The organism is Streptomyces sp. sk2.1 (assembly GCF_008120935.1).
Classification (GTDB): domain Bacteria; phylum Actinomycetota; class Actinomycetes; order Streptomycetales; family Streptomycetaceae; genus Streptomyces.
In genome coordinates this window covers 1-24,581 of record NZ_RDBO01000067.1, presented here as the reverse complement: position 1 = coordinate 24,581, position 24,581 = coordinate 1, and the positions used below count along the sequence as shown (strand labels likewise).

Genomic DNA, 24,581 nt, shown 5'->3' with positions numbered 1-24,581 from the left:
GTCCCACCCCCCCCACCGACCTCCGCGCCCATCTCGCCCGGCAGCTCCCCGCCCACATGGTCCCGACCCGGATCAACCACCTCGACACGCTCCCCCACACCCCCAACAACAAGATCGACCGCAACGCGCTCCTCACCCTTCCCACCGCCCACGACCACCCGGACCACCCGGGCCACTCGGTCCCGGCCGCCGACCCGGCCGGCGCTCCAGGTGCTCCCGGTGCCACCGAGGCGGTCGTCGCCGGGGCCTGGCGGACCGTCCTGGGCATCCCCCACATCGACCCCGACAAGGGCTTCTTCGAGATCGGCGGCAGCTCCATGACCGCCCTCAACGCCCACAAGATCATCACCACCGAACTCGGCCGGGAGTTCCCGCTCTCCGCCCTCTTCCAGTACCCCACCGTCCACCGCCTCGCCGCCCACCTCGACGGCACCGGCACGATGAAGCACCTCGAACACGACACGGGCCGCCCGTCGAACCGCGTGGATCGTACGGACCGCACGGGCCTCGACAACGCCGTCGCCGTCGTGGGCATGGCGTGCAAGCTGCCCGGCGCCCCCGACATCGACACCTTCTGGAACAACCTCCGCGAGGGCGTCGAATCCATCCGCCACTTCACCCTCGACGAGCTCCGCGCCGCCGGACTGCCCGAGGAACTCATCACCGACCCCGACTACGTACCCGCCAAGGGACACATCGAGGGAGCCGACCTCTTCGACGCCGCGTTCTTCGACTACTCCCCGGCCGAGGCCGAGGTCATGGACCCGCAGCACCGGCTGTTCCTGGAGACCGCCTGGCAGGCCGTCGAGCACGCGGGCATCGTCCCGGAGAGCTTCGACGGCAGGATCGGGGTCTTCGCGGGAGCGGGCATCGGCGGCTACGAGCCGGAGTCCACCGGCGACGACATGACGTCGTTCTACCGCACCATGATCGGGGGCCGGAACGACTTCCTGTCGACCCGGCTCTCGCACAAGCTCAACCTGCGCGGCCCGGCACTGACCGTGCAGACGGCCTGCTCGACCGGGCTGGTCGCCACGCACCTGGCCCGCGAGAGCCTGCTGCGCGGCGAGTCCGACATCGCGCTCATCGGCGGGGCGTCGGTGACGGTTCCCCTGATCCAGGGCTACCCCTACCAGGAGGGCCTGGTCGTCTCCCCGGACGGCAAGTGCCGGGCCTTCGACGAGAAGGGCGCCGGGACGGTGGGCGCGGACGGTGTCGGTGTGGTGGTGCTGCGCCGGCTGTCCGACGCGATCGAGGCCGGGGACACCGTGTACGCCGTCCTGCGCGGCAGCGCCATCAACAACGACGGCTCCGCCAAGGTCGGTTTCACCGCCCCCAGCATCGAGGGCCAGGCCCGCGTCATCACCCAGGCCCACACCGACGCCGGCATCGACCCCGCCACCATCGGCTACATCGAGGCCCACGGCACCGGCACCCGCCTCGGCGACCCCATCGAAATACAAGCCCTGCAACAGGCCTTCGGCCCGGCACACCGCGAGGAACCCTGCGCGATCGGCTCCGTGAAGACCAACATCGGCCACACCGACGCCACCGCCGGCATCGCCGGACTCATCAAGACCGCACTCGCCGTCCACCACGGCGAACTCGTCCCCAGCCTCAACTACGAACACCCCAACCCCGAAATGGGAATGGACCCCAACCTCTTCCACGTCAACACCGAAACCCGCCCCTGGCACGAGGACGGACCCCGCCGCGCCGGAGTCTCCTCCTTCGGCATCGGCGGCACCAACGCCCACATCGTCCTCGAACAGGCACCGGCACGCCCCGAACAGCCGGAGCGGACCCCGGACACGGCCACGAGCACGGGCGGTGCGGTGCCGGTGGTGGTGTCGGGTCGTGACGAGGTGGCGTTGCGGGAGCAGGCGGGGCGTTGGGCGTCCTGGATCTCCCGTGGTGAGGGTGTGCGGGTGGCGGATGTGGCGGTGACGGCTGCGCGTCATCGTTCGCACTTCGAGTCCCGGGCCAGTGTGGTGGCGTCGGATGCGGCCGGGCTGGTCGAGGCGCTGGAGGCGCTGGCCGAGGGGCGGGCCCATGACGCGGTCGTCACCGGCAGCGCCGAGCGCCGCGGGAAGGTCGTCTTCGTCTACCCCGGCCAGGGCTCGCAATGGGTCGGCATGGGACGTGAACTCCTGCATTCCAGTGAGGTGTTCGCGCAGACGGTGGATGCGTGTGACGCCGCCTTGCGGCCGTTCACGGGCTGGTCGGTGCGGGAGGTCCTGGCCGGTGAGGAGGGCGAGAACCCGCCGTTCGACCGGGTGGACGTGGTCCAGCCCGCGCTGTTCGCGATGGGTGTGGCCCTGTCCGCACTGTGGCGGTCCCTCGGTGTCGAGCCGGTGGCCGTGGTGGGTCATTCGCAGGGCGAGGTGGTGGCCGCGGTGGTGAGCGGTGCTCTCACCCTGGAGCAGGGCGCACAGATCGTCGCCCAGCGCTCCAAGGCCGTCCTGGCCTGCGCCGGACAGGGCGGCATGGCGCTGATCGAACGCCCCGTCGCCCAGGTGGAGGCATTCCTCACCCCGTACGGCGACGCGTTGTCCGTCGCCGCGGTGAACACCGCCGGGTCCACGATCATCTCCGGGGAGGCGGACGCGATCGAACGGATCGTGGCCGAACTCCAGGACAGGGACGTCTACGCCCGCAAGATCAACGTGGACTACGCCTCCCACAACGCCCAGATGGACCCCCTCCTCCCCGACCTCGCCGAGAGTTTCGAGGACCTGGCCCCGCGCCGTGCCGACCTCGCGTTCTACTCCACGGTGACGGGAGACGTCTCCGACGGCACGGATCTGGACGGTACGTACTGGTGTCGCAACCTGCGCGAGCCCGTCCGCTTCGACCGCGCCCTGAACAGGCTTCTCGACGACGGTCACACCGTCTTCGTCGAGATCTCCGCGCACCCGGTGCTGTCGATGCCGCTGACCGACGGGAGTGCGGAGCGGGGCGGGATCGTCGTGGGCTCCCTCGCCCGCGACCACGGCACCACCGCCCAGCTCCTGCGCAACCTCGGCCTCCTCCACGTCCAGGGCCACACCATCGACTGGAACCAGGCCCTCGGCACCAACCCGGACACAGGCTCCCTCCTCAACCTCCCCACCTACGCCTTCCAGCGTCAGAGCTACTGGTCGGCCGTCACTCCCGCCGCGCGCATGCGCCGCTCCCCCGACGAGGAGGCTTTCTGGCAGGCAGCCGGGCAGGGGGAGGTGTCGCAGGTCGCCGATCTCCTCGACGTACCGGAGGAACTCCGCCGGAACCTCGACGGGCTTCTGCCGTACCTCGCGGCCTGGCAGCAGAAACTCCGCGAACCGTCCCGCGGGGCTTCGGCAGCCGGTGAGGACAACGGGACCCTTACTGGCCGGGGCAGTGCCGCGGACCGTTTCCGGACCCGGCTCGCCGACCTCGACGCCGGCGCCCGGCTGGATGTCGTGGTCGCCCTCCTGCGGGAGGAGACCGGCACCCTGCTGGGCATGACGGCCGACCAGGTCCCGGCATCGCAGTCCCTGCAACAGATCGGCCTGGATTCGCTGTTGGCGGTCGGGCTGCGTTCCGCGATCTCCCGTCATACCGGCGTCGGCGTACCGTCCGAGGTGCTGCTCAGGTCCACGGGCTGCGCGGGTGTCGCCCGTTACGTGATCGGCAGGCTCCTGCCGACCGAGGACGGGCCGGACGAGGAGGTCGACACGTCCGGCAGCCCCTGGCTGCGCGTCCTCAAGCCCGCCGGGCAGCCGCGCGCCCGGGTGTTCGCCATCGCGGGCAGTGGTGGGACGACCGACTCCCACGTACCGCTGATCCGGCACCTCCCGGAGGACATCGAGCTGGTGGGGCTCCAGTTGCCCGGCCGTGACACCCGCACGGGAGAGACTCCCCCGACGGATGCCACCGCGGTGGCGGACGAGGTGGCCGCGGCCCTGACCGACCGGCTCGACGTGCCCGTCGTCCTGTACGGGCACAGCCAGGGCACCTGGCTGGCCTGGGAGATCGCGCACCGGCTGACCCGGGTCCCCGGTCGGTCGCCGCTCTCGATGGTGGTGGCCTGCGGGTTGCCGCCGCACATGGAGCAGCCGCCGGAGCTGGCGAAGCTGCACTCGACCGAGGAGATGGTCGACTCGGCGGAGATCGGCGGACTGACCACGGCGTTCCGGGGAATCCTGCCCGAAGCGCTCCTCGAGAACGAGGAGGTGCTGACGTCCTACGTGACGAACCTCCAGACCGACATCACCATGGCGAAGAACCATGAGGTGCTGTTGCGTTCGGACCGTCGCGCGCCGCTGGACATCCCGGTGGTGGCGGTGGGTGCTTCGCTCGATCCGGTCCTGCCGAACGAAGTCCAGCCGGGCTGGGCAGAGTTGACGGACGGTCCGTTCACCCATCACACGATCGCGGGCACGCACGCCGCCCCGATCGAGAACCCGGAGGCGATGGTGGCCGAGTTGCTGGCGGCGCTCCGGGCCATCGATGCGGGCGCCGCGCACACGGACTGACCCGATACGGAAGACACGGAGGTCATGGAGGAGGGGCCCTGCCGTCCGGGCCGGACGGCAGGGCCCCTCCTCCGTGTCCGCGGTCCGGCCTCACCGACCGGCATCGGCGTCGCCCCGTCCGCGCCGACGCGGCGCTCGTGCACGGACCGTTCGGCTTCCTCGCCGGGTTCGACAGCGAGGGGCTGATGACCGAGGGGCAGTTCGCTGTTCTGCCCGCCGGGCAGACCCTCGCCGCGCACGGCCGCTCCCTCGACTCCCTCGCCCTCGCGGGACCGGTCCGCACGGCCGCACGGCCATGACCGTCCCCCCGCCCGACCGGCCATCGGTCCGCCGGTTCGCCGGTCCGTTCTCAGCACGCCGTGCTGTCGAGGGCGGCGACCTCGCGTACGGCCTCGGCGACGGCCGGGAAGTCCTTCTTGAGGATCGCACCGTGGTTGCCGGCGACCTTCGCGCTGATCCGGATGTTCGGGTTGCGGACGGTCGCCGCGTCGAGGCCGTTACGTATCCGTTCCTGCTCGTCGCCCCGGCTTCCGAAGGACGTGCCCGAAGCGACCACGTACCGCACCGGGACGGTGATGTTGTCCAGCACGGGGCCCAGCTCGCGCTCGCGGGAGAGCTTGCCGAGCTCGATGTTGCTGTCCGCCTGCTGTCCGGCGGTCATCCGCGGGGCCAGGCCCGTCGGGCGCAGCAGCGGCAGGAACCAGCCCATCCGCCGGAACAGCTTCCGGATCCGCTGTTCCATGGCGTCGTCGAGCCAGTCGTACGGGAACGCGCCGTCGACCAGGACCGCGCCCAGGGCGCGCCCCGGGTTCCGGTCGGCCCAGTGCGCCCCGACGACCGCCCCGTAGGACCAGCCCACCACCAGCGCCCGGTCCACGCCCCTGGCATCGAGAACGGCGTCGACATCGCGGACGGCCGCCTCGAAGGAGTAGTCCGCCGAACGCTTCGACTTCCTGCCGCGCGCCCGCTCGTCGTAGGTGATGTGCCGCCACTCCGTTCCCAGTTCGGCGATGACCCGCCGCCAGTAACCCTGGGTGGCGAACTGGCCGTTGAGGTAGATCACGGGGATTCCGGGGCCGCCGCTGTCGGTGACGGCCAGGGCCGTGTCGTCGACCGGCACCATGCCGGTCCACTGTGCGCGGGTCGGGACTGTGCTGCTCTTCATGGGTTCTCCCCCCGGTCGTGTGAGGCGTCCTGTTCCGGAGACTGCGGGTCAGAGGCTGTGGGTGGTGATGTCGCCGTGGGTGGTGGTGGCGTGGATGTCGAGTGCGGTGGTGCCGTCGTTCTTGAGGGTGTTGTCGATGCGGCCGTGGGTGGTGCCGGCGTCGAGGGAGGCCGAGACGCCGGGGGCGGCGCCGATGGAGATGTCGCCGGAGCCGGTGCGCAGTGCGACCGTGCCGCGCAGGGCCTGGGTGATGCGGATGTCGCCCCGGGCGGTGCTGATCTCCGCGGGCCCGCCCAGCCGTCCGATCTCGACGTCGCCGTCGATTGCGGTGAGGCGGACGCTCGCGGCCTCGTCGATCTTGATCTGCCGGTGGGCGCCCTCGAAGGCGATGTCCCCGAGCCGGCCGACGGCCCGGAACTCCGCGGCGGCGGCCCTCGCCTCCACGCGGGAGCCGGCGGGCAGTTGGACGGTGACCTCGACGGACCCGCGGGGGCCGGTGTACCGGTTGCCGTCCGCCGACGTCCCGACCCGCAGGACCCCGTCGGCGTACTCGGCCCCGGTCAGCTCGGCCGCCTTCACGTCCCGGCCCTTCGAGGCGTTCACGGGCCGCACCTCGACCGCGGCATCGGCCCGGTCCCCGGCGATCACCTGGATGCGCCCCGCGGGAACGTCCAGGACGACGGAGACCGGGGCGGTGATGTCGAACGTCTGCATGCTGCTCTCCTGTGCTCACTCGTTGTTTCCGACATGAGAAAAGCTACGTTGCTTTCCAAAGTTCGACAACGTTCTTGTTGCACAGAAACAGCATTTCCGCAGGTAGATGGAGAACAATCATTGCAACACTCTGAAAAGTAATGCAACGAAAGCCGCTTCACTCATTGCAATGAATGAGAAGTGAACGCTATGCCGGGAGGCGGGCCCACGCGGACCTCGTCGGGGTCGCACCGGAGGCGGCCCCCTCCGACAACGCCTCCGGCCCGGCCGCACCCGAACACGGGGATCCGCGGCCAAGGACTGTCCCGCAAGGGCCGCTCACGGCTTCGGGAACGGCGGGGTGCCATCCATCACCTGCAACAACTTCCGAGCAGGGGTCGCCTCCTCCGGCCGCACGGAGGAGGCGACACCCTCGATGACCGACCGGCCTGCGTGCACGGCCGCCCTTGAGGCCGCCTCCCAGCCGGTTTGCCGCTGGTAACCCGCGTCGTGCTTGCGGTCCCGGGTCGCCGCAGCGGCGGAGTGCCACTGGTCGGTCCGGCAGATACTTCCCAGCAGGTCCAGCAACTCGGCCTTGCAGGCAACGTGCGGGGACCCCGCCAGTTCGAGAAGGAACGGGACCGTGGGAGCCGTCGCCTCGCCGACGACGAATCCCAACGCGCAGACGGCATCGCCCAGCTCATCGACGGCGATGCGAGCCGTGTCCTCATCCCCGTATGCGATCCGGGACAGCAGAGGGGGAACACCGCCGGCCCCTGCCCCCGTCGCATCGCGCAGTTCTCCCCAGCGGACCCCGGAGACGCCCCTCAACAGACTTCCCACGCCCTGCTCCTCACCAGATTCTCGTTGCCGGTCCCCGACGGTGCCTTGAGCATGGTGCAACTACGGGTGAAACCCCGACCGGACAGCCGGTGACCGGGCAGTGGAACCGGAGCCCGGTGCGACGCCATGATCTTGTCGCGCCCGGAGTGATCACGGCGTCGGCCCCGTCCCGGACAGCCCCGTTCACAGGGCTGAGCTCATGCCGCTTCGGCGAACCGGTGACCGCGCCGCGACGGGGCGGATGTCCCAGGGCCGGCGTCCGGTCGGTGCGGTGGGGCCGGCGGGCTTGGAGGACACCGGGATCGTCGATCGTCCTGGGGAGCGCGAAGGGACGCGGCGGCTGATCGGCCCGCCGGCCGGGAAACAGCCAGGGCCCAGGAAGGCCCGGACCGAAGGGTCTCCGGCTCGGGCCTTCCGCGCTTGCTGGAGGGTGGATGACCCTCCTGAGAGTTACTTCACGTCGACGTAGTCTGCCGCGGAGGCGACCGCCGGGGTGGTGGACGTGCCTGCGAAGGAGTAACGGAAGTAGCCGTCCGCCGTGGCGTTCGTCGTCGTCCTCAGGTTGCCCCTGCTGTCCGTCGTGACGGTCTTGAGCGTCTTGTAAGTGCTGGTGCCCTTCTTCTTGAACTGGAGCTTGACCGGCTGCTTGGTGTAGCCCCCGTACTTGTAGGTCTCCCAGTTGGCGCGGGTCAGGGCACCCGTGACGGTGATCGTCCTGTTCTTCTTCACCGGTTCCGGCGAGGCGTTGACCGTCAGCCTGGAGTTGCGCAGGACCTTCGCCTTGGCCACGGAATTCTTGGTGATGTAGTCACCGTCGTTGGCCAGGACGTGGGCTCTCACGGTCCAGGTCCCGGCTGTGGTGTTGTCGCGGGAGTGGATGCGCGGGTTCATTTTCAGCGTGTAGGTGCAGGTGGTCGTGGTGAAGCTCTGGCGCACGCACTTGCCCGCGATGTTGTCGGGCACCACGAGGCCGTAGAAGCCGCCGTTCGGGAGAGGCGTGTGCCACATGACCGGGAAGGTGTTTCCGGTCTCGATGCCCGAGTCGTCCGTGGCGGTCACCGCGATGGTGAACGTCTTCACGTCCGTGGTCCCCAGGACGATGTCCTTCCCTCCGTTGACGACCACCTTCGTGATCTCGATGTCACCAGAGAAGTCATCCGCCCGGGCGGTCGCCGGAATCGTGAGCGCGGACAGGGCGAGCGCCCCGGCGAGGCCTGCCACGGTGGTGCGGTGATGCATGAAGGCGTATCCCCATGTTCCAGCGCCTCAGGAACTTCCCGAGGCAGAGCTGACAATGGCCACCCGGTACGCGGGTGACACAGACATGACCGTCAGATCACAGGAATGGTTGCCCAGCGATCACACGGCGGCCGGGACGAGCGCGGGGCTCACGCCGTCTTCCGGCCCCGAAGTGTTCCGGTCCCGGTTTGTGCGACATCCCGTGAGTTCCCCTGGGTCCCGCTGAGTCACTGACCCTGCGGCCAGGGAGTTCTTCTCTTTCGTGTGCTCTGCGGGTTTGTGACGTAGCTTCGGGATTCTTGAAGCGTTCTCATCTCGTCCGGCCGATTCGCAGCCGGGTCGAGGGCGAGGGGGCTCGGGTTGGCGACGCCGGCAGTCGTACGGGACCTGCGCAACCCCGGAGAGCCTCCGCGTCGACCGGCAGCTCGAAGAGGCCACGGTCAGAGGCCCTGACCCGCTCCACCTCGCCGAGGTCTTCGGGCTCGACGAAGAGACCGCGATGCGCTACGCGGACTCCACACGGGCCTTGCTGGAGCAGGCCGCCGAACAAATACCCGAGAGCCGACAGTGACCTTCTGCCATTCTGCTTGCCATGTCCGCACGAAATCGAAGACTGCCCCGGCACCGTGCCTGGCCACTGACCACCACCGACATCGACGAGTGCCTCGGCCCCTACATGAGCCGAGTCACGGACCTGGCATTCCTCACCGGACATGACAGCGGGACCATCGTCCTGGGAGCAGCATGGACCGCTCCGAACCCCCGCAACTACGGCCGCGGCATCCATCCGGACATGGTCGGCTTCCGCATTGACGTCCACCCCGTCGATGCCACTGAACGTGCAGCCATCCGCGCTGTTCTACGAGCGCAGGCCCTCCCGCAACTCCACGAATGGATCACGCAGGCGATCGCTGCCGACGAGACCTGGCAATTGACTGACCACCAGCACTACTGGCGGCTGACCGACGGCCACCTCATGCACCGCGACGAGGCGTGAGACCGATTCCAGGCTGCACGCACCCCCGGCGCGGGTTCACAACCAGCCCAAGGGGCCGCAACCGGAAATCAGGACACCAGACCCTCGGGCTCCCAACGGAAAACCTTCAGTTCCCCTGAACTCACGGGCCTTCACGGGCGTGATACTGGCGGACTCTCGTGATCGACTGTCGCCGGTTCCCCGTGGAACCCAACCTGCCGGTGACCGTGTGATCCCCAACTGCGTATCGGCTCCAGGTCCCGCCGCGGGTGGTGGTTCTGTCGTGGTGGCCGAGAGCGTTCGGGATGGTCCGGTCGTCGTTGCCTGCCCGGCAGGGGCGGGAACCGACTACGCAGGGAATGGGCCGCCGGAACCCGCTACGCGCTCCGGGGCGGGAGCCAGGTGTCGATGACCTCGGCGACAAGGGCGGCGCCGCGGCTGTTCTGATGGATGTGGTCGGTCGTGAGCACGAGACCCCGGCGCCGTGAGACCGTGTCGAGGCTGCGGCGCAGCAAGGTGCGCCGGACGAGGACGCCGACGCTCGCTGCGGGCGTCGGGTCCCGGTAGGGGATCGGCGGCGGGTCCGCCCGGCGTAGTTCCTCGGTCTGGCGTTCGTGGAGCGGGAGGTAGGTCGCCTTGTTGGTGGTGGCGATCTCGGCGATCATGCGGCTGTACGTCTGTGATGCCCGTGCCGCGGCTCCGTCGAGTTGTTGGCCGAGGACCGGGAGGGACAGCAGGGCGATCCTTGCGTCGGTCTGCGTTTGCAGCCGTTCGACGACGGCTCCCAGGCACTGCTGGAACCAGCCGGCCGACGGGCGCTCGGGGAGTTGTTTGCGCTTCATGGCCCGCTCGACGGGGTAGCCGTCGAGGCTCGCTCGGGCGTCGTTGGTCCCGATCAGGACGGTGATCACGTCGGGTGGGTCCGCGACGACGGCATCGAGGCGCTGTGAGAGGTTGTGGGCGAAGTCGCCGTTGACGCCGAAGCGGGCGAGCCGTACGTCGCCGGGAGGCCGGCGTCGTTCGAGAAGGTCCAGGTAGTCGACGCTGAGTTGCGCGCGGGTGAGGCTGTCGCCGAGGCATGCGACACGGGTCGTCACGGTGTTCGCGGGCCGGACGTGCCGGCGTGCTCGGTCGGGCGGGCTCCGGTCCGGGGACGGTGGTCGGTGCCGAGGCCGGCGGTGATGGTCAGGATGGACGCCGGTCCCGCCATGTCGACCGCGTGCCATGTCCCGGCCGGGTTGACGGTGGCCTCGCCCGGCCCGAGCACAACCCGGTCGGGCACTCCGTCCGCATCGCGGGTGACCGTCACCGACCCGCTGAGGCAGACGACCAGTTCGTCGCCGGCGGGGTGGCGCTCCCAATGGTCGCCGAGGCCGTCGCCGTCGAAGATCGTCACCATCCGGCCCTCGGCGCCGTCCACCGCGACCGCGGCGCTGTAGGCATGGAGCACCTCCGGGTCCCAGGCGAAGCCCTCGACGGGGTTCGCTCTCGACCCCAACCCGAGGTGCACGGGGGTGGTCCGCAGGTCGATGGCATTGGGTTCGTGATTGACGAGTCTCATGCCGACGATCGTCACAGGGCAGCAATGGGGTGGTCTTGAAGAAAAGGGAACGGAAGCCGACGCGATGGGCGGCCGGTCGGCGACTACCCGGCCCCGAGCAGGACTTCGCCGCGACGCCATGCTGTCGGCGATCGGCCCGTGAACTCGCTCCAGTCCCGGACGAGATGGGCCTGGTCGGCGTAGCCGGAGACGGTCGCCACATCGGCCCACGGAAGCGGGTCGTGCATGGTGGCCAGTTCGTGCGCGTGCTCGAAGCGCAGGACCCGGGCGAAGGTCTTCGGCGACAGGCCCACCTCACCGCGAAACCGCTCGGTGAGGTACCGACGGCTCCAGCCCAGTTCTGCGGCGACCCTCCCGACCTGGACGCGGCCCCGCGCGGCCAAGAGGCGGCGCCATGCCTCGGCCACCTCGGGGCGCACCCGGGACACGGGGTCGCCGCCGGCGCCGCGGCCGACGGCTCGCAGGAGCAACTCGTCCAGCGTGGCGAACCGCACGGCCCATGTCGTCGCCGCGCGGAGCCGGTCGACCAGTTCGACGCCGAGCGCTCCGAGAAGCTCGTCAAGCGGGACCAGTCGATGGGCGAGATCAGCGGCGGGCATGCCGTAGACGGCCCGGGCCCCGAGCGGTGTCAGCGACACCTGCACGCCTTCCTGGCGTCCGTCGTGGTGGATCGCGACGGACCGGCGCATCAGACCGCCGGCCACGCTGTCGAACCGGGTGACCGGTGACCCGTCGTCGACGCCCGCCGCCACCTCCAAGGGGCCGGACAGGCTGATCACCGCAGTGAGCACGCGGCCCGGCGGACCGCAGTGCACCCCTGCCGGGAACCCACGAAGATCGAAACCGACATACGAGCCGACGTACCGCCGCAAGGCGGGCGCCGGACGTGCGTGGATCCTGGTGGCCGCATGGTCTTCCACCCCCGCAGTGTACGAACCGGCGGTCGGAACATCGGTACAGCGGTTGACGCCGGGCCGGTGGTCTTGGCCGGGTGAGGATGTGCCCGGTGCCGCGCACGAGGCGGAACGTCTCGGAGATGTGCACGGTTTCGCCCGGCCGCGCCGTCCCTCGCCTCTGCCGCATTCGATCGTTCGCCGACGGGCGGTCGACGCGTCCGGGTGATGCGGTCGGGACAGGCTGCTGTCTGCCATCGGTGAACACCGCCCCGAGCGGGCGCAACAGTCATTACCGTCCGGTCTCATGACAACGGTCACAACCCGTACGGTCGAATACCCGGCCGACAACCTGACGATGATCGGACACCTCGCGCTCCCGGCCGGTACCGGGCGCCGGCCCGCGGTCCTGGTCGGACCCGAGGGGGTGGGGCTCAGCGATGTCGAGCGCCGCCGGGCCGAGGCTCTGGCCGAGCTGGGGTACGTGGCGCTGGCCTTCGACCTCCACGGCGGGCGCTATTTGGAGGACCCGGAGGAAATGTTGGCCCGCTGCATGCCGCTGCTCGCCGACCCCGACCGGATGCGAGGGATCGGTCACGCGGCGCTCGACGTGTTGCGTGCCGAACCACGGGCCGACCTCGACCGGACCGCCGCCATCGGCTACGGCACCGGGGGCGCAGTCGCACTGGAGCTCGGTCGCGATGGCGTCGACCTGCGCGCGATCGGAACGGTCAACGCGCTGACCACGGGCCGACCGGGCGAGGCGGCACGCATTCGCTGCCCGGTATGGGCCGGGGTCGGGTCGGAAGACCCGATCATGCCGCCCGCGCAACGGGTCGCGTTCACCGAAGAGATGCAGGCCGCGGGCGTCGACTGGCGCCTCGTGGTCTACGGAGGAGCCCTTCACGCCTTCCACCACCCATCGGTCGACCACACCGTGCCTCCCGGCGTCGGCCACCACCCACGGCACGCACAGCGAGCCTGGCGTGACATCGTCGCCCTGCTCGCCGAGTGCCTGCCCGTCATGGATTGATCCGACCGGCGCCTGATACGCACTCCTGCCCGCCGTCGTCGCCTTCGTCCGGCTCGGGCGCATCCGGGTCGCGCAGTGGGCGCAGGGCGCCGGCGGCCGAGGCGAAGGCGGTGAAGCTGTAGCGGCCGGGCAGGTTCGGGCTTGGCCTGGAGGGCTTCGATCTCGTCGGGTGACAGCTCGATGCCGCCGCCGGGTAGTTGCTCGCTCATCACAGGACCCCAGTCAAAACCACCGCTGCTCCATGAATCACCAGGTCGTCATCGGTGCCGGCGCCCGGCTCGTCGTGGTGGTCGGCCGACCCTTGCCCGGTAGCCGCGATTACTTCCGAGGTAATCGCCCTCTTCCATCGCTCCCGGCTACGTTCTGGTCGTCGCACCGCCCCGGGACGAACGGAACGAAGGAGCCCGACCGTGTCCGCCTATGGTTTCGCCCATCTCCGCAGCCGCCGCCATCACACCGACATCATCGAGTATCTGGAGCGCATCCAGGCCACCCTCGATCCCTTCGCGGGCCGCTTCCTCATCCATGGTCCGCCGACCGAGGTGGTGGAGGGCACCTGGCCCGGCAGCATGGTGCTGATCGAGTTCCCCGGCCTGGCCGAGGCCCGTGCCTGGTACGACTCGCCCGCCTATCGAGACATCCTGCGGCTGCGCACCGATCACATAGAAGGCGATCTGCTGCTGATCGAGGGCGTCGGACCGGACTACGACCCGGCCGAGCGGGCCGGCAAGCTGCGCGGCGAGGCCGAACGGGCGGAACAGTCGGCTCTTGAAGCGCCCTCACCGTGTCCGGCCGATGTGCAGTCGGGTTGAAGGTGAGGAGGCCCGGGCCGGCGTTGGCGGTCGTACGGGACCTGCGCGAGATCCGGGCGCCGGTCCCGACGTCCGAAACCTCGTCCTGACCGAAGCTCCCTCGACAGATCCAACGGCTCTGCGGCATCGATTGGTTCCCGATGGGAATGTGACGTTTCGCCCAGCCCGTCGCCCTGTCGCAGCACACCGTGACGGCCCCATACTCCAGGACCTGACGAACCGGCGGGTGAAGGAGCACAGTGGGCGCAGCAGCGGCAGCAGGGACCTGGAAGCTCGGGGACCTGGAAGTGAATCGCATCGGCTACGGCGCGATGCGGCTGACGGGCAACGGCATGATGGGCAACTCCGACGGCACGCCGATCGACCGCGATGCCGCCATCGGCCTGCTGCACAGCGCGTTCGAGCAGGGCGTCAACCACATCGACACGGCCGCCTTCTACTTCTCGCCGCTGCGGTCCGCGAACGAGCTCATCAACCGGGCCCTCTCGTCCTGGCACGGCGACGTGGTCGTGGTGACCAAGGTCGGCCCGGCACGCGATCCCTCCGGCGAGTGGATCACCAGGGCCCGCCCCGACCAACTGCGCGGCCAGGTCGAGGAGAACTTGCGACAGCTCGGCCGGGACCACCTGGACGTGGTGAACCTGCGTGCCGACGGCCCCCGCACGGCTTCGATCGCCGAGCAGTTCGGCGCCCTCGCCGAACTGCGTGAGGCCGGCCTGATCCGGCACCTCGGGCTCTCCGCCGTCCTGCCCGAGCACGTGGCCGAGGCCCAAGCGATCGCGCCCGTGGTCTGTGTGCAGAACTCCTACGGCCTGGACTGGCGCCGCGCCGACGAGAGTGGGCTGGTGGACCTGTGCGGGGAGCAGGGCATCGCCTTCGTCCCGTTCTTCGCGGTCTCCGGCCTGCGGCGCGAGGCAGCCGCGGACCAGGAGCAGGACGCGCGTGTCCGGTCCGTCGCCCGCGCCCACGGTGCGACGCCGGCCCAGGTACGGCTCGCCTGGACCCTCCACCGCGGTCCGCACGTGCTGGCCATTCCCGGCACCGCGAACCCGGTGCACCTGGCAGAGAACATCGCCGCCGGAAGCCTGCGCCTGACCGAGGAGGAGTTGGCCGTCCTCGGCGAGCCGGTCGGCCCCGCGACTTCACCGCGAACCCACGGGTGAAACCTCCGGTATCGGGACGACAGGCCCGTTGGTTTCCCGGGACGCCGACACCCGCATGGAGGGGTGTCGGCGTCCCGGTCGGCCCCGCGGATCCGGGTCAGCCGTGCATCGCCACGCGGTACAGAGTCGCAAGCGCGTCGTCGATGGGGTGGGGCTGCGGTCTGCCGGAGGAGTCGAGCCCGTTCCACCTCTGCAGGTTCACCGCGACCGCCATCTGCCGCTTGCCGTCGGCACTGGTCATGGCCAGCGTCCCACCGCCCCAGACCGTGCCGCCGTGGCCCCAGAAGGTGTCCTGGCCGGGGTCCTCCATCGGGTGCAGGCCGAGGCCGTAGTCGATCGGCTTTCCTTCCTGGGAGACGACCCGGACGGTGCGCCGCATCTGTGCCAGCGACGACGGGCTGACGATCTTTCCGGCCAGCAGCATGCCGTAGAAGCGGTTGAGGTCCGCGACGGTCGAGATCAGTGAAGCCGACGGCCCCACCCAGGACATGTCGTAGACGCTGTAGTCGCGGGGCGGGTCGATCATGCCGAACCACGCCTCGTAGAGCCGCGAGTGCGGCCCCTCGACGTTCGGTCCGGTGGGGAACCCGGTGTGCTGGAGCCCGGCGCGCTCGATGACGTCGCGGGTGATGCATTGCTCGGCCGTGGTGCCGGTCACCCGTTCCAGGAGCAGGACGAGGAGCAGGTAGTTGGTGTTGGAGTACAGTCCCGGCGCACCGCCCGGGGGGCCGGCGGGGGGTGCGGTGACTCCCATCCCGATCAGTTCGACGGGGTCGAACCGGGTGAGCCGGTGGTCGTCCAGGCTCTGCGGTCCGGTGTTCGCGAGGTCGGGGAACGCCTTGAGGGAGGGGTAGGCGCAGGGGAGGTACTCGGCGAGGCCGCTGGTGTGGTTGATCAGCATCCGGACCGTGATCGCTGCCCCGCGTTCCCCGGGGACCAGTTCCGGAAGGTACCGGCCGACCGGCGCGTCGAGTTCGATCCGGCCGGCCTCGGCCTGCCGCAGGACCGCGGCGGCGGTGAAGGTCTTGGTGATGCTGCCGACCCGGTGCCGCATGTCGGCGGTGACGGGACGGCCGGTGGCCACATCGGCGACCCCGACGGCCCCGCGCCACACCCGGTCCCCATCGCGCACCTCGGCGAACAGCCCCGGCACCCCGGCACGGCGCACGTTCTCCATGGCGGCATCCAGCGCCGCGCCGTCCAGTGGGTTTTCCATGTCATGTTTCCTTGTCGGTCTCGGCGGAGCGGGGTCGGTGGGCAGCGGGGTCAGCGGGTGGCAGGGCCGTCGTGCGCGTGCGCGTCCCTGCGGCGCCACAGCCGGACGACCGCCACGCCCCCGGCCGCGCACGGCAGCAACGTCAGCACGCCGTACCCGACGGGCACGATCACCTCGTACCGCTCGCCGCCCATGCCGAGGTCGACCAGCGCCACCGTCACGCCCGCGGCCCATGCCGAGGTGGCCGCGGCCCGCGCCCAGCGCCTGCCCGCCGCGACCGCGCGGATCACGAGGAGCCACAGCAGCACCCCCAGTCCGCCGGTGACGGCGAGGTAGGCGGTGATCGCGGTGCGGTCCCGACCCACCGGGCCCGGGCCCCAGTCCGGGTACGCCGCGCGGACGTGCCCGGCGATGGTGTCGACGGTGACCGCGTCCACCAGCGGGGCGATCGCGGCCACGGCGGTCAGCGCGAGCCCGACATACATCACGCCGATGGGGGCGCCCGGTGGGCGTGCGGCGGGTGCGGGCTGCGAAGGGGCGTCGGTGGTGGTCATGCGGGTCCCTCCCCGGATCATTAAACCTACGGTGTAGATTTCGCCCCGCACGATATGTTCTACGCCGTAGGTTTGGCAAGTGACAGGAGGACGGCGTGGCACGACGCGCACGAGGCACCTCGGCCGGGCTGGATCGCGCGAGCATCGCGGTCGCGGCGGTCGGCCTGGTCGACCGCGACGGGCTGGAACGGTTCGGGGTACGGCGGCTGGCCGACGAGCTCGGGGTGGACCCGATGTCGATCTACCACCACGTCAAGGGCAAGGCGGCGCTGCTGGACGCGGTCTGCGAGGTGGTCCTGGCCGAGGTCCGGATCGCCCCCGAGGACGGCCCGGAGGACGGCCCGGAGGGATGGCAGGCCATCGCCCGCCGCACCGCCCACGCGTATCGGGACATGGCCCACCGCCATCCCCGGGTCTTCCCGCTGCTGGCCGACCGCGCCCAGACGTCGGCCCCGGCACTCGTCGCGCTGGAGCGGCTGGTGGCGGCGATGCGGGATGCGGGCGTGCCCGAACAGGTCGTCGCGGACACTCCGTCGGTGCTGTTCGGGTTCCTCAACGGTCACCTGCTGGCGCGCACCTCGGCCGAGGTCCACGGCGCCGCGGCGGTGCCGGACCTCGACGCCGACGCATACCCGGCGCTGGCCGAACTCGCGCCGCAGATGGCCGACTTCGGATCGGAGGCGGAATTCGACCGCATGCTCGACACCGTCCTCATGGGCGTCGCGCAAGCGGGTTGATCATGGCGGCGGCCGGGCGGACGGGCGGGCTCGACCTGCTGGTGACCGACGCCGGCGGTGCGTTCGGGGGCGGGGTCGACGACGCCGGCATCTGCGTGGACGGCGCCCGGGACCACCCGGGCGCGGGCCGGTTCTTTCCGTGGGCGCCGCCGGTCGAAGGACCGTGTGAGCACACGAGGGGCCCCGGCGATCGGATGATCGCCGGGGCCCCTCGCGCGAAGACCGACGGGACGTCGGCCCCCGCGCGGCCGCTCAGTCGAGATCGAGACCCGATGCCTCCAGCAGCGCGTTCAGTTCGGCGTTGATGTCGTCCACCGAACGCTCCTCCTCGGCCGGTGCGATCGGCAGGGTGGCGACCGCCGCGGTGCCGGGACCCTCCTGCCGGGCCAGTTCGACGAGTTGCTCCAGCAGCCCGCTGCGGTGGATCCGGTCGGCGGAGAGCTGTTCGAGGACCCAGCCGAGTACGGACTCGGGGTCCTCGGCCCCGGATGCGCCGACCCCGGGCGCGCCGGTCGCGGGGGCCTCCGTCGGCAGGTCCATCCGGCCGAGTATCAGCCGTGCGATGTGGTCGGGGGTCGGATAGTCGAAGGCGAGCGTCGCGGGCAGGGAGATGCCGCTCTCGGCCGACAGGCGGCGTCGCAGCTCGACCGCCATCAGGGAGTCGAGCCCCAGGTCCTTGAGGACCTGCTGCGGCGAGAGCGAACCGCCCCCGCTCACCCCGAGCACGGTGGCGACCTCGCTCAGCACCATCTCCGTGACGAGGTCCTGGCGCCGGTCCTCGGCTGCGGCCAGCAGTCGTTCGCGCAGGCCGGCCGGGCTCGTCGCCGTGTCGGCGGAGGGGGCTCGGCGCAGTCGCCGGCGTACGAGCGCACGGAACAGGGCGGGAACGTCCTGGCCCTGCTCCGCCGCCCGCCGTACCGCCCGCAGGTCGAGCTTCACGGGGACGAAGTTGTCGGCGGGGCGGGCGAGCACCGCGTCGAGGAGGGCCAGGCCCTGCTCGAAGGGGAGCGGGGCGATGCCCTGGCGGCGCATGCGCTCCAGTTCCACCGCGCCCAGGTGCGAGGTCATGCCCACGCCCGCCTGGTGCCACAGGCCCCAGGCGAGGGCGGTTGCCGGGCGGCCCTCCGCGCGCCGCCGGGCGGCGAAGGCATCGAGGTAGGTGTTGGCCGCGCCGTAGATGCTCTGGCCCGCCGTGCCGACGGTGCCGGCCGCGGAGGAGAAGAGGACGAAGGCGGCGAGGTCGAGGTCCCGGGTGAGTTCGTCCAGGTAGAGGGCGCCCTTCACCTTCGGCGCCATCACGCGGGAGAGTCTCTCCGCATCCTGGCCGAGAAGGACGCCGTCGTCCAGGATTCCCGCGAGGTGCAGGACAACCGTCCAAGGCCGGCCCTCCTCAGCAAGACCGAGCACCTGCGCCACGTCATCTCTCCGAGCGACATCACAGGCCACCACACGTACGCATCGCGCACCTTCCTCTTCGAGTTCGTGGATGAGTTCCGCGGCTCCGGGGGCTTCGGCGCCGCGCCGTGAGGTCAGCACCAGGTGGCGGACGCCGTGGTGGCGGACGAGGTGCCGGGCGGTCTCGCGGCCGAGTTCGCCGGTGCCGCCGGTGATCAGCACCGTGCCCTCGGGGTCGAGCGGCCGTGCGACGGCCCCGTCGTCCGGGGCTGTCCCGTCCTCCGGGGCGACCCCGTCGTCCGTGGTGGCTTCGCGCACCAGACGGGCGGCGAGCACCTCGCCTTCCCGGACCGCGAGTTCGGGTTCGCCGGTGACGGCGAGGGCGCGGGCGAGCGCGTCCCGGTCCGCGTCGTCCGGGCCGAGGTCGATCAGGCGGAGGCCGCGCTCGGGGTGCTCGGCGCGGGCGGACCGGATGAGTCCCCACAGCGGTGCGTACGGCAGCCCGTCGAGCCGGTCGCCCGGGGCCGCGGCGACGCTGCCGCGGGTGACCCAGACGAGTTCCGTCGAGTCGAGCCGATCGTCGGACAGCAGTTCCTGGAGCTGCGCGAGGACGTACTCGGTCGCCTTGTAGGCGGCCTCGGGCTCGCTGTAGAAGGGCGGCCGACCGGTCGTGTCGACGACGACGCGGGCGGGCGCCCCCTGGCCGGAGTCGAGCAGGGCGGTCAGCGCGTCGATGTCGGACAGGGTCCGCACGCCAATCGGGGCGGCGAGTTCGCCGGTGCCGGTCAGCACGGCGTCGGCGACCGCGCCCTGCGGGGCGGGGGCCGCCACCGGCTGGAACTCCAGGCGGTGGAGGCCGTCGGCGCCGGTGTTGCGCGCGGCGCGGAGCTGTTCGGCGGTGGCCCGCCGGAGGTGGAGCGCACCGATCCGTACGACGGGTTCGCCCGTGGTGTCGGCGGCCCGGACCCGGATCTCCTGTCCGGCCCCGGAGGCTTCGACGTCGATGCGGACACGCAGCTCGGCGCTGCCCGCCGCGTACAGCTCGACGTCGCTCCACTCGAAGGGCAGCAGCGCCCCTTCCGGTTCCTCCGCGCCCTGTGCGGGGGTCGCGCCCTTCATGACGTGCAGGGCCGTGTCGAGGAGTGCGGGGTGCAGGTTGTACTCGGCCCCGGCCGCGGACCCGGTGGGTGCGGTGGTGGACCCGGTGGATCCCGCCGCCCCGGGCAGACGGACGATTCCGTACGCGGTGCCGCCCTTGCGCCACAGCTCGGTCAGGCCCCGGAAGGCGGGGCCGTAGTCGATGCCCTGGGCGCCGAACCGGTCGTAGAACCCGTCGAGGTCGACCCGCTCGGCCCCGGCCACCGGCCAGTGGCGCAGTTCCGCGAAGTCGTCCGGGGCCGGGCCGGCCGGCTCCTCGCGCAGTTCGCCGCTCGCGTGGCGGGTCCAGTCGTCCTGCGTGTCGTCGGGGCGGCTGTGGATCGCGAGGGGGCGGCGGCCGTTCGTGCCGGGCGCGCCGACCGTGATCTGTATCCGCACCGCCTCGTCGATCACCAGCGGCTCGGCCAGGGTCAGTTCGGCGACCCCGTCGGCGCCCGCCTCGTGGGCGGCGGCGGTGGCCAGTTCCAGCAGACCCGTACCGGGGACGATGACGGTCCCGAAGACCGTGTGGTCCTTCAGCCACGGCTGGTCGGTGAGCGAGAGCCTTCCGGTGAACAAGTGGCCTTCGCCGTCGGCGAGTTCGGTCACCGCGCCCAGCCAGGGGTGCGGCGAGGTCTCCAGGCCCAGCGATCCGGCGTCACCGGTGGCCTTCGGGACCGGAAGCCAGTAGTGCTCACGCTGGAAGGCGTACGTGGGCAGGTTCAGCAGGGAGCCGGTGCACGGGACGATCCCGAGGGCCCGGCCCCAGTCGACGTCGTAACCCTGGACGTGCAACAGGCCCAGGTTTCGCATGAGTTGAGCCGCGCCGCCGTTCCTTCGGGCGAGGGAGCCCACGACGATCCCGCCCCGCTCCGCACTCCCGTCGGTCAGCGGCATGGACAGCACCGGGTGCGCGGAGATCTCGACGAAGACGGTGTGGCCGTCGTCGAGGAGCCTGTTCAGGGCGCGGTCGAAGCGGACGGGCTCGCGCAGGTTGCGGCACCAGTACGTACCGTCCAGATCCGTGCCGTCGGACACCTCGCCCGTCACCGTGGAGTAGAACGCGATGTCCGCGCGGCGCGGGGCCAGGTCCTCGAAACTCTTGGCGAGGGCGGGGAGCAGGGGGTCCATCTGGGCGTTGTGGGAGGCGTAGTCCACGTTGATCTTGCGGGCGTAGATCTCCTTCTCCTGGAGCTCGGCCACGATCCGCTCGATCGCGTCCGCCTGGCCCGAAATCACGGTGGAACCAGCGGTGTTGACTGCGGCGACGGACAGGGCGTCGCCGTACGGGGCGAGGAACTCCTCCACCACCGCGACGGGGCGTTCGATCAGCGCCATGCCGCCCTGTCCGGCGCAGGCCAGGACGGCCTTGGAGCGCTGGGCGACGATCTGTGCGCCCTGCTCCAGGGTGAGAGCACCGCTCACGACCGCGGCGACCACTTCGCCCTGCGAGTGACCGACCACGGCCGTCGGTTCGACACCGAGGGACCGCCAGAGTGCGGACAGGGCCACACCCATCGCGAACAACGCCGGCTGGACCACGTCCACCCGGTCGAACGGCGGATGATCACCTTCCTCACCGGCCAGGACCTCCCGCACCGACCAGCCCGTGAACGGCAACAGCGCCGCATCACACGCATCCACCGTCTGCGCGAACACCTCACTGGATTCCAGGAGTTCACGCCCCATGCCGACCCATTGCGAGCCCTGGCCGGGGTAGACGAAGACGACCTTCCCGCGGCGCTCGGCCGAACCCGTCACCACCGCATCATGCGAACGCCCCCCGGCCAGCGCCTCCAGCGCCTCGACCAGCCCGACCGCATCCGGCGCCACCACACTGGCCCGGGACTCGAAGTGCGAACGATGACGAGCAGCCGTCACCGCCACATCCGCCACCCGCACACCCTCACCACCGGCCAGGTCCGACAGCCAGGACGCCCAGCGCCCCGCCTGCTCCCGCAACGCCGCCTCGTCACGACCCGACACCACCACCGGGAAGACACCGTCTCCGACGGCTCCGGCGGCCGGTTCCGCCAACGGCGGCTCCTCCACGATCACATGCGCGTTCGTACCGCTCAGACCGAACGACGACACACCCGCACGCCGGACCCGGCCCTCTTCCCGCTCCCACGGCGTGAGTTCGTCGACCACTCGTACCGGCAGGTCGTCCCAGGCGATGTTCGGGTTGCGCGGCGAGCTGTACCGGGTGCCGGGCAGGGCGTCCTTCCTGAAGGAGGCGAGCATCTTGCAGACACCGGCGATGCCGGCCGCCGACTCCAGGTGGCCGATGACGCTCTTCGCCGTGCCGAGTCCGAGTTCCCGGCCCGGCTCGCGGCCCTCCCCGTACACGGCGGCCAGCGCCTGCACCTCGATCGGGTCGCCCAGCGACGTGCCCGTGCCGTGGCACTCGACGTAGTCGACGTCCTCGGTGGACAGGCCGGCCGAACGGAGGGCGGCGCGGATGACCTTCTGCTGGGAGGAGCCGTTGGGGGCGGTGATGCCGCTGCTGGCGCCGTCGTGGTTGATGGCCGTGGCCCGGATGACGCCCAGTACCGTGCGATTCTGCTCGATCGCGTCGGAGAGCCGCATGACGGCGATCACGCCGACGCCCTCGCCGCGCCCGTACCCGTCCGCCTCGGCCGAGAACGCCTTGCTGCGGCCGTCCGGGGAGAGCGCGTGCGAGCGGCTGAGGGCGATGAACGCGCCGGGGTCCGTGAGGACCTGGACGCCACCCGCGAGCGCCAGTTCGCACTCGTCGTTGCGCAGCGCCTCGCAGGCCAGGTGCAGGGCCACCAGCGACGACGAGCACGCGGTGTCGATGGACAGCGCGGGGCCCTGGAGTCCGAGGTGGTAGGAGAGGCGGCCCGCGTTGAAGCTCGGCAGGGTGCCGGTCAGGGTGTACGTGTCCGGGGCACCGTTCGGGCGGTACTTGCCGTACTCGCCCACGCCTGCGCCCACGAAGACGCCGGTGCGGGAGTCGCGCAGCTCGCGCGGGCGGATGCCGGCGTTCTCCAGGGAGTTCCAGGCGGCCTCCAGGAGCAGCCGGTGCTGGGGGTCCATCGGTTCGGCCTCGCGCGGCGAGATGCCGAAGAAGGCCGCGTCGAAGTGGGCCACGTCGTCGAGGAAGGAGGCGTGGCGGGCGTACGTCCGGCCCTCGGCGTCCGGGTCCGGGTCGTAGAACGCGTCGATGTCGAAGCGGTCGGCCGGTACCTGGCGCACCGTGTCGCGGCCCTCGGCGAGCACGTCCCAGAGGCTGTCGAGGTCGTGGGCGTCGCCCGGCATGCGCAGGCCGACGCCGACGACGGCGAGCGGTTCGTCGGTGCGGTGCGCTGCGACGGCGGCGGAGGTGTCGGTGAGGGCGGGGGCGAGTTCGCCGAGCAGCCACCGTGCGGCGGCCGCCAGGTTCGGGTGGTCGAAGATCAGGGTCTTGGGTGTGATGACGCCGGTGCGCTTCTGTACGCGCACGCTGAGGTCGACGGCCATCATCGAGTCGAAGCCCAGGTCCTTGAAGCCGCGCTCGGGGTCGAGCGACGCGGGGTTCTCGGCGCCGAGCACCGCCGCCGCCTCGACGGCGAGCAGGGACCGCAGGTGGTTCTCGCGGGCGTCCTCGGCCAGGGCGAGCAGGGTGGTGCGCAGGGGGTTGGTCTGCTCGGCGGGGGCGTCCGCGATTGCTGCGCGGGCCTCGGGGACCTCGTGCAGGAAGGGGCGGTCGCCGCCCTCGGTGTACGCGGCGGCGGCCCGGGGCCAGTCGATCCCGGCGACGACGGTCGAGCCTCCGCGGTCGAGTGCCGCGTCGAGGGCGTCCAGGGCGCGTTCGGCGGGCATCGGTTCGAGGCCGATGCGGCGCAGTTGGTTCTCGGCGGCGCCGTGGGTCATTCCGCCGTCGGCCCAGGGGCCCCAGCCGATGGAGACGGCGGGCAGGCCCTCGGCCCGGCGCCCGGCGGCGAGGGCGTCCAGGGCGGCGTTGGCCATGGCGTAGTTGGCCTGGCCGATGTTGCCGAGGGTGCCGACGACCGACGAGTACAGGACGAAGGCGTCGAGGTCGCGGTCGCGGGTGAGTTCGTGCAGGTGGGTGGCCGCGGTGAGCTTGGGGGCGGCCGCGGCGGCGAGGGCTTCGGCGTCCAGGCGGTCGATGAGCCGGTCGTCGAGGACGCCCGCGGTGTGGAAGACGGCGCGCAGGGGTGCCTCGTCGCGGTCGAGCGCGGTGAGGAGTTCGTCGAGCCGGCGCCGGTCGGTGACGTCGCAGGAGGCGAGGGTCACGCGGGTGCCCGCGGCTTCGAGTGCGGCGGTGAGCTCGGCGGCGCCCTCGGCGTCGGGGCCGCGCCGGGACACGAGGACGAGGTGTTCGGCGCCGCGTTCGGCGAGGCGGTGGGCCAGGTGGGCGGCGAGTGCTCCGCTGCCGCCGGTGATCAGGACGGTGCCCCGGGGGGTCCAGGGCCGTGCGGTCGCCGTTGCGGTACCCGTACGGCGCAGCCTGCGGACGAGGCGTCCGGCGGGGCGCAGCGCGACGTGCTCCTCCGCGCCCGGGGTGCCGTGCGCGGCGAGGGTGGCCAGGAGTCGGCGGACCGCCGTCGGGTCGGGTTCGGCGGGCAGGTCGACGAGTCCACCCCAGCGGTTGGCGTGTTCGAGGGCGACGACGTGGCCCAGTCCCCAGGCGAGGGCCTGGGC

At 71.3% G+C, this 24,581-nt stretch carries 17 protein-coding genes and 1 pseudogene; 8 read left to right on the top strand and 10 right to left on the bottom strand.

The features are described 5' to 3' along the window. Both EAO76_RS44770 and EAO76_RS47700 read left to right on the top strand, forming a co-directional pair. Nucleotides 1-4,496 (top strand): type I polyketide synthase (locus EAO76_RS44770; protein WP_187438767.1); only part of this gene is annotated, 4,496 nt, incomplete at its 5' end. A 137-nt stretch (nt 4,497-4,633) separates the two neighbouring features. Then, nucleotides 4,634-4,795: a hypothetical protein gene (locus tag EAO76_RS47700; protein WP_187438766.1), complete on the top strand. Its 162-nt coding sequence runs from the start codon at nt 4,634-4,636 to the stop codon at nt 4,793-4,795. A gap of 50 nt (nt 4,796-4,845) precedes the next feature. Here EAO76_RS47700 and EAO76_RS23850 read toward each other — a convergent pair whose 3' ends face one another. The 4 genes from EAO76_RS23850 to EAO76_RS23835 all read right to left on the bottom strand — a co-directional run bounded on the left by EAO76_RS23850 (nt 4,846) and on the right by EAO76_RS23835 (nt 8,436). Next, nucleotides 4,846-5,661, bottom strand: coding sequence for an alpha/beta fold hydrolase (locus EAO76_RS23850; protein ID WP_148838007.1), 816 nt, complete (start codon nt 5,659-5,661; stop codon nt 4,846-4,848). A gap of 48 nt (nt 5,662-5,709) precedes the next feature. After that, nucleotides 5,710-6,375: a DUF4097 family beta strand repeat-containing protein gene (locus EAO76_RS23845; protein ID WP_148838006.1), complete on the bottom strand. Its 666-nt coding sequence runs from the start codon at nt 6,373-6,375 to the stop codon at nt 5,710-5,712. Nucleotides 6,376-6,693: 318 nt separating this feature from the next. Continuing rightward, complete coding sequence (locus EAO76_RS23840) at nt 6,694-7,197, bottom strand: hypothetical protein (protein ID WP_148838005.1); 504 nt, start codon at nt 7,195-7,197, stop codon at nt 6,694-6,696. Between the two features lie 450 nt (nt 7,198-7,647). Continuing rightward, the gene (locus EAO76_RS23835; protein ID WP_148838004.1) at nt 7,648-8,436 is read right to left on the bottom strand and encodes a calcium-binding protein; all 789 of its coding nucleotides are present in this window, start codon (nt 8,434-8,436) and stop codon (nt 7,648-7,650) included. A gap of 592 nt (nt 8,437-9,028) precedes the next feature. On the opposite strand from EAO76_RS23835, the gene EAO76_RS23825 reads away from it, so the two are divergent. Beyond that, the gene (locus EAO76_RS23825; protein ID WP_148838003.1) at nt 9,029-9,433 is read left to right on the top strand and encodes a hypothetical protein; all 405 of its coding nucleotides are present in this window, start codon (nt 9,029-9,031) and stop codon (nt 9,431-9,433) included. A 356-nt stretch (nt 9,434-9,789) separates the two neighbouring features. Here EAO76_RS23825 and EAO76_RS23820 read toward each other — a convergent pair whose 3' ends face one another. The 3 genes from EAO76_RS23820 to EAO76_RS23810 all read right to left on the bottom strand — a co-directional run bounded on the left by EAO76_RS23820 (nt 9,790) and on the right by EAO76_RS23810 (nt 11,893). Continuing rightward, nucleotides 9,790-10,509, bottom strand: a complete 720-nt coding sequence (locus tag EAO76_RS23820; protein WP_148838002.1) for a GDSL-type esterase/lipase family protein — start codon at nt 10,507-10,509, stop codon at nt 9,790-9,792. Next, nucleotides 10,506-10,973, bottom strand: coding sequence for a cupin domain-containing protein (locus EAO76_RS23815; protein ID WP_148838001.1), 468 nt, complete (start codon nt 10,971-10,973; stop codon nt 10,506-10,508). Before EAO76_RS23815 ends, EAO76_RS23820 begins: the two co-directional genes overlap by 4 nt. Before the next feature lie 83 nt (nt 10,974-11,056). Then, nucleotides 11,057-11,893: an AraC family transcriptional regulator gene (locus tag EAO76_RS23810; protein ID WP_148838000.1), complete on the bottom strand. Its 837-nt coding sequence runs from the start codon at nt 11,891-11,893 to the stop codon at nt 11,057-11,059. 280 nt (nt 11,894-12,173) lie between these two features. Here EAO76_RS23810 and EAO76_RS23800 point away from each other — a divergent pair, with 280 nt between their 5' ends. The 4 genes and pseudogenes from EAO76_RS23800 (at nt 12,174) to EAO76_RS23785 (ending at nt 14,874) form a co-directional block, all read left to right on the top strand. Beyond that, nucleotides 12,174-12,899 (top strand): dienelactone hydrolase family protein, encoded by a 726-nt coding sequence (locus tag EAO76_RS23800; RefSeq protein ID WP_148837999.1) that lies wholly within the window; start codon nt 12,174-12,176, stop codon nt 12,897-12,899. Between the two features lie 220 nt (nt 12,900-13,119). Next, nucleotides 13,120-13,218 (top strand): annotated as a pseudogene (locus tag EAO76_RS46545) (IS5/IS1182 family transposase); the annotation flags it as partial. Nucleotides 13,219-13,309: 91 nt separating this feature from the next. After that, nucleotides 13,310-13,711, top strand: coding sequence for a DUF1330 domain-containing protein (locus EAO76_RS23790; RefSeq protein WP_148837998.1), 402 nt, complete (start codon nt 13,310-13,312; stop codon nt 13,709-13,711). 239 nt (nt 13,712-13,950) lie between these two features. After that, a complete protein-coding gene (locus EAO76_RS23785; protein WP_148837997.1) occupies nt 13,951-14,874 on the top strand; it encodes an oxidoreductase in 924 nt (307 codons plus the stop codon). Between the two features lie 97 nt (nt 14,875-14,971). On the opposite strand, the gene EAO76_RS23780 is transcribed toward EAO76_RS23785, so the two are convergent. After that, nucleotides 14,972-16,090, bottom strand: coding sequence for a serine hydrolase (locus EAO76_RS23780; protein ID WP_148837996.1), 1,119 nt, complete (start codon nt 16,088-16,090; stop codon nt 14,972-14,974). Nucleotides 16,091-16,140: 50 nt separating this feature from the next. Then, complete coding sequence (locus EAO76_RS23775) at nt 16,141-16,644, bottom strand: hypothetical protein (RefSeq protein ID WP_222872195.1); 504 nt, start codon at nt 16,642-16,644, stop codon at nt 16,141-16,143. Between the two features lie 95 nt (nt 16,645-16,739). Here EAO76_RS23775 and EAO76_RS23770 point away from each other — a divergent pair, with 95 nt between their 5' ends. Beyond that, a complete protein-coding gene (locus EAO76_RS23770) occupies nt 16,740-17,381 on the top strand; it encodes a TetR/AcrR family transcriptional regulator C-terminal domain-containing protein (protein ID WP_148837995.1) in 642 nt (213 codons plus the stop codon). A 252-nt stretch (nt 17,382-17,633) separates the two neighbouring features. Here the strand turns inward: EAO76_RS23770 and EAO76_RS23765 are convergent. Next, nucleotides 17,634-24,581: type I polyketide synthase (locus EAO76_RS23765; RefSeq protein ID WP_148837994.1), on the bottom strand; the 6,948-nt coding region annotated here is incomplete at its 5' end.